General features: G+C 38.4%; 3 protein-coding genes and 1 pseudogene. 3 read left to right on the top strand and 1 reads right to left on the bottom strand.

Annotated elements, in window-relative coordinates; all coding sequences use genetic code 11:
* Window positions 1–824: recombinase zinc ribbon domain-containing protein (locus GSM42_RS20200; protein WP_202405012.1), on the top strand; the 824-nt coding region annotated here is incomplete at its 5' end.
* Window positions 811–969, top strand: a pseudogene (locus GSM42_RS20195) (sigma factor); the annotation flags it as partial. The gene GSM42_RS20200 and the pseudogene GSM42_RS20195, both read left to right, overlap by 14 nt.
* A 215-nt stretch (window positions 970–1,184) precedes the next feature.
* On the opposite strand, the gene GSM42_RS20190 reads toward GSM42_RS20195, so the two are convergent.
* Window positions 1,185–1,565 carry a hypothetical protein gene (locus tag GSM42_RS20190; protein ID WP_160803366.1) on the bottom strand — a complete coding sequence of 127 codons (381 nt, stop codon included), beginning with the start codon at window positions 1,563–1,565 and terminating at the stop codon, window positions 1,185–1,187.
* A 780-nt stretch (window positions 1,566–2,345) separates the two neighbouring features.
* Here GSM42_RS20190 and GSM42_RS20185 point away from each other — a divergent pair.
* Window positions 2,346–4,727, top strand: a complete 2,382-nt coding sequence (locus GSM42_RS20185; protein ID WP_160803365.1) for a M14 family zinc carboxypeptidase — start codon at window positions 2,346–2,348, stop codon at window positions 4,725–4,727.
* The last annotated feature ends 176 nt before the right edge of the window (window positions 4,728–4,903 follow it).

The raw sequence follows: 4,903 nt of genomic DNA, 5'->3' as shown, positions 1-4,903 counted from the left end.
CCACCAAAGTTCCAGCCATTATTGATAAAGTTCTGTTTGAATCAGCTCAGCGACAGAAGGAAAAGAATACAACAAATAAAGGAAATAACCGCTTTTCGTATTTGCTCAAAGGTATGATCCGTTGTGGTCATTGTGGACGGATATGGAGCGGTACGACATACTCTGGTAGAATGAATAAAAAAACAAGGAAAAAAGAACGGTATCGCTGTTATCGCTGTCCCAATAAAAATCCTCGTAAGTTTGGTGCAGAAGTGGAAAAATGCCCAACAAAAACGCTTCGTGCAGAAGTAATAGAAGAATATATATGGAACCTCATTATTCGTTCCATTGTTGATAAAGATGAGATCGTCATTCAGTTAAAAGAAGCATCAAATCGACACGATCAGCGATTAATCGATACAATAGAAATAATAAAAAAACGGATCACTGAGAAGGAAAAAGAGCGGGATAAAGTAAAGATCATGTTTACTCGTGAAGTAATTACTGAAGACGAAATGTTTCTTGATTTGAGTAAAGTAAACAAAGATATCGAAAACTTGCAGGCAGAGCTCCAAAAGCTCGAGCGTCATCTAGAAGCACAACAACAAAATAAAGAAGAAAAAGAAAGAGTAAAATTGGTAATCGATTTCTTAGGAAGGTTAGTAGAAAAGGAGACAGATATACCTTTTGAAAAGAAAAGGTATATCATTCAATCCTTAATCGATGAAATTATCCTCACTTTTAGCGAAGATCAGACGAATTGTGAAGTGATCTGTATCGGACATCTGGATACATTACTCGGTCGAATCGACATCGTTTCACATTCACAACATGAAGAAATTTGAAAACACTGGAGAAGATGCAGAGGATCTTATATCTATTGGGACGATTGGGTTGATTAAAGCAATTGAATCTTTCCAGCCTAATAAAGGAACAAAATTGGCTACTTATGCTGCACGATGTATTGAAAACGATATTCTAATGTCAATAGTGTAGCAATGATTTTTCCTTGTTTGAGTGAGTTTCGAATATCAAAATAAAAAATTCAAGTGAAACGGATCGTTTTAAATTTTTTATAGACAAGATCGGTAGACTAGATCACACAGTTAAGTCTATAGATCAAATTGTTGGGCGGCGGGATTACCTGTGTACACGAAAAGTATACAAGTAGCAACCCCACCACCCCCTAACGAGGAGGAGTTCCGTTACTTGAGGAACGGTGCCAAGTAGTACACGCACCACACGGTCAGAACCGTGAACTCGAACTCGATCTGGTCGCCGTTTGCGACGCGCTCGGCACTTTCGAGCACTTGATGAACGAGGGTGATGTCGTTCAAGTCGTCCGCTTCGAGAGCCTGACGGATGAGTGCAGGGTCGTCCATGTGAACCACTTCGATGAACTGCTCCACAGGCAGATTCAGCAGTCGGACCAGCATGCGCTTCATCGTGAGCTGCTGCCTTGCCTTTATCACACTGGAGTGCTCTTCGTCTTTGAAGTATTCCTTGAGATCCTGGATGTTGTTCACATCGAGTGCGATCTGTGCTTCGAGAGAACTGATGAGATCGTCACGAAGTCCGATGGTCATTTTGTGTCTCCATCTCCATAAGGAGTGTCAGGGGTTAATCAAACTACATTCATTTTACCATGAGATCAACTTGTATAGTTTATAAAAAATTCGCGAAAATCAGCCAGTTAGAAAGAAGCGAGAGCCAAAGAAAAAAGGACATTAGAAAGCCGGTTGAGCGAGAGCTGGAATGAGTAAAGAGACCCTCGAACTCTCTTGACCACAATCCCCCTATATCAACTTATTAACTTGACTAGTCATATTAAATATTTTGGTGATTATATCATTGCTTGAGGCAATCTTTTAATCTTTTGCAGGTGAACTGGGTTTCAAAATTAATAATGTCCTATTGGTGAATTTTCCTAGGTTTTGTCTTATTTTTAGGATAGCTAGTAATACAAATAGCCTCTTCTTCGAACAGCTTGATGCAGATGTTTAACTGTTTAGGAATTAGGGTGAAATCTTTTACCATCCAATAGAAGTATACTGTTTTTTTACTCTTTTGGATGCGATAAAAAGAATAAAGATCCACTTTTGTTTAGCAGATAAACAAATCTAACACTAAATTAAAGTGTTAGCCTATATTTTTTTAAGATGAATTAGCAATAATTTTGTTTTACTCAAAAAGTACGTTTTCGCCTTTCTCATTGGTACCCCAAATCCCACGAGTGTTTTTTATAGTTTTCATATTTGGTATATTTTTCCCCTGAATTAGCATTAATATTATTGGTTCATTTGCTAAATTTAAATTATAATAAATATAGTTTTAAATGATTGATTTTAGATAACAGGGGGATTTATATGAAAAAAAGCAAGATACTTACTTCACTGTTAACGACAAGCCTGTTGTTAATATCACCTTTTTCCATGGCGTCTGCCCAGCCCGTCAAATGGGTAAATGTAAATTCCTATGAAGAACAAAACGAGAGCAAGTTTAATAGTGAAAATTATGATTTTGTAAAGTTTTCGAAAATAGAATCGATATTAAAAGATATCGAAAAAAGATCCAACCGTGTAAAGGTAGAAGTACGAGGAAAGTCTGCGGGTGGTCATCCTCTTTATGTTGTGACGATCGCTGATCAAACTACTCAAGGGAAATTTGGACATTACAAATCCCTCAGAAAACAAATGTTTAAAAATCAAGAAAAAGCCCAAGATTGGGTGAAGAATAATTCAGACTTTAAAGTGCCGATCATGATTAACGGATCCATTCACGGAACCGAATTTGTTGGCACTGACGCAATTCTTCAGTTGATTGAACGATTTGCTACCCAAGAAGATGAAATAACCAAAAAAATCTTGAAAAACAATATCTTAATTTTTAATGTGGTTCAGAATCCGGACGGACGGATTAATGCGACTCGTTTTAATGGAGCAGGATTGGACTTAAACCGTGATTTTATCACTCAATCTCAAGCCGAAACCAAAGAAACGGTAGGGTTAATAAAAGAATGGAATCCAATGGTATTTTTAGATACTCATGGATATGTAAAAGATTATGCACCAAATAAACAAGGGTTAATTGAACCTAGTACACCTCCGCATAATCCAAACTACGAATATGATCTTTTTAGTAAGTGGGCCAACCAACAAGCGAAAGCCATGGAATCAGAAATTATGGCGAACAAGGATCAATACCAAGGAAGTCTATATCAAAATATGACGGGTACGTACATCCCACAACGTGATGATACTGCTGGTTGGGATGACTATCCACCGATTTTCACACCTATGTATGCGATGTATCATGGAGCATATGGCCATACGTTAGAAGCTCCAACGAATGATCTGGACGGGGTTCGTTGGATGTATAATGCGATTATAGGGGCATTAAAGTATGCTACCGATAACAAACAACAGATGATCACGGATCAAATCGAAATCTTTAAACGGGGAGTTAATTTCGATCATCCCTATCATGAAGATGGATTTTTCCCACATGCGTATATTCTGCCAGTTGATCCAAAAGACCCAACGGTAACTCATAAAGCGGTAAATCATCTGTTAAACAATGATATTGAAGTAGTAGAAGCTTCTAAAGAATTTACGTCAGAGGGCAAGTCCTATCCAAAGGGAACTTATATCGTAAAAATGAATCAGGCTAAAGCCGGACTAGCTAACACTATGCTTTGGGATGGAGAAGATATTACGGATGATACACCTGTCATGTACGATATTTCCGCTTGGAGTTTACCAGAACTGTGGGGATTTGAAGCGGTAGCCGCAAAAAATCCAGTAGAAGTTAAGACAAAAAATGTGAAACAAGTAACAGACGAAGGGTCTCTCTCTGGAAATGGCCCCTACCTGATCCCGAACAGCTCCGTGAAAGCGGTCAACTTAGTAAATACTTTGTTAAAGCAAGGGGTATCTATCAAGCGTGATAAAAAAGGGGATTTTTATACAGAAGCAATGGCAGCGAAAATCTCCTCTTCGGTAAAAGATTCTGGTTTACACATTGAAACAGCTAATATTCCAAATGATGCTTCGGCAATATCCCATTTAAAGGTAGCCATCTTAAAAGATGGAGGAATGGGGAAACAACAATCACACTCTGGAACTAAGCTTGCTTTACAAAGGCTCGGGTTCCAAGTGACAGAGTTGACACCCGTTGAAGTAGCTAACCAAGGACTCGGTAATTTCGACGTCTTTGTATACAGTGGAACAGAAAATCTGATTTCCCTCAACTTAAGTGCAGCGAATAAAGAATTTGGCTTGCAAGATAGTACTCAATTGAATAAATTTAAAAAGAATATGGAAAACTTTGTAAATCAAGGTGGAAAATATATAGCCATTGGTTCAGGAGCATCCCGAGCCACCAAAACCCTTGGATTGACTGATGATACAATTAATACTGGAAATTCCAACAGTAATGGTATTGTAAAAGTGAACTACCAAGGAGCAGGTTTCACAGCCGGGTATGATTCAAATGATCTTGGTTTTGTTTACCGACCAGCTTGGTATACAGGTGATGGTACAAAGAATGACAAAGTACTAGCAACCTATGCAAATTCCTCTGATTTCTTCGTAGCAGGTCACTGGAAAGATCGTCAAACTGCCCAGGGTCAGCCGGTTATGGTAAAAGAACTAGGCAAAGATGTAACTTTAATCGGATTGGAGATAGGGTTCCGCGATCATACTGACTATCTATTCCGTCTCCTTTCAAATGCAATTTTTGAAAAGTAATTCTACATCAGAAGGGCTCCTTGTTTGAATGTTTGTTCTGAATCATATAGAAGGTTTTGGGGCGAGTGTTTGCAAGTTTCGTTGTAGCTGATAATAGGCAAAAGAGTTCACAAGGAGCTTCTCTAGACAACCATGAAAAGAACCAATGTCAAGGCATAACCCTGACATTGGTTCTT

This window comes from Shimazuella alba, from assembly GCF_009831235.1.
GTDB lineage: Bacteria > Bacillota > Bacilli > Thermoactinomycetales > Thermoactinomycetaceae > Shimazuella > Shimazuella alba.
This window is presented reverse-complemented; position numbering and strand designations above follow the sequence as displayed.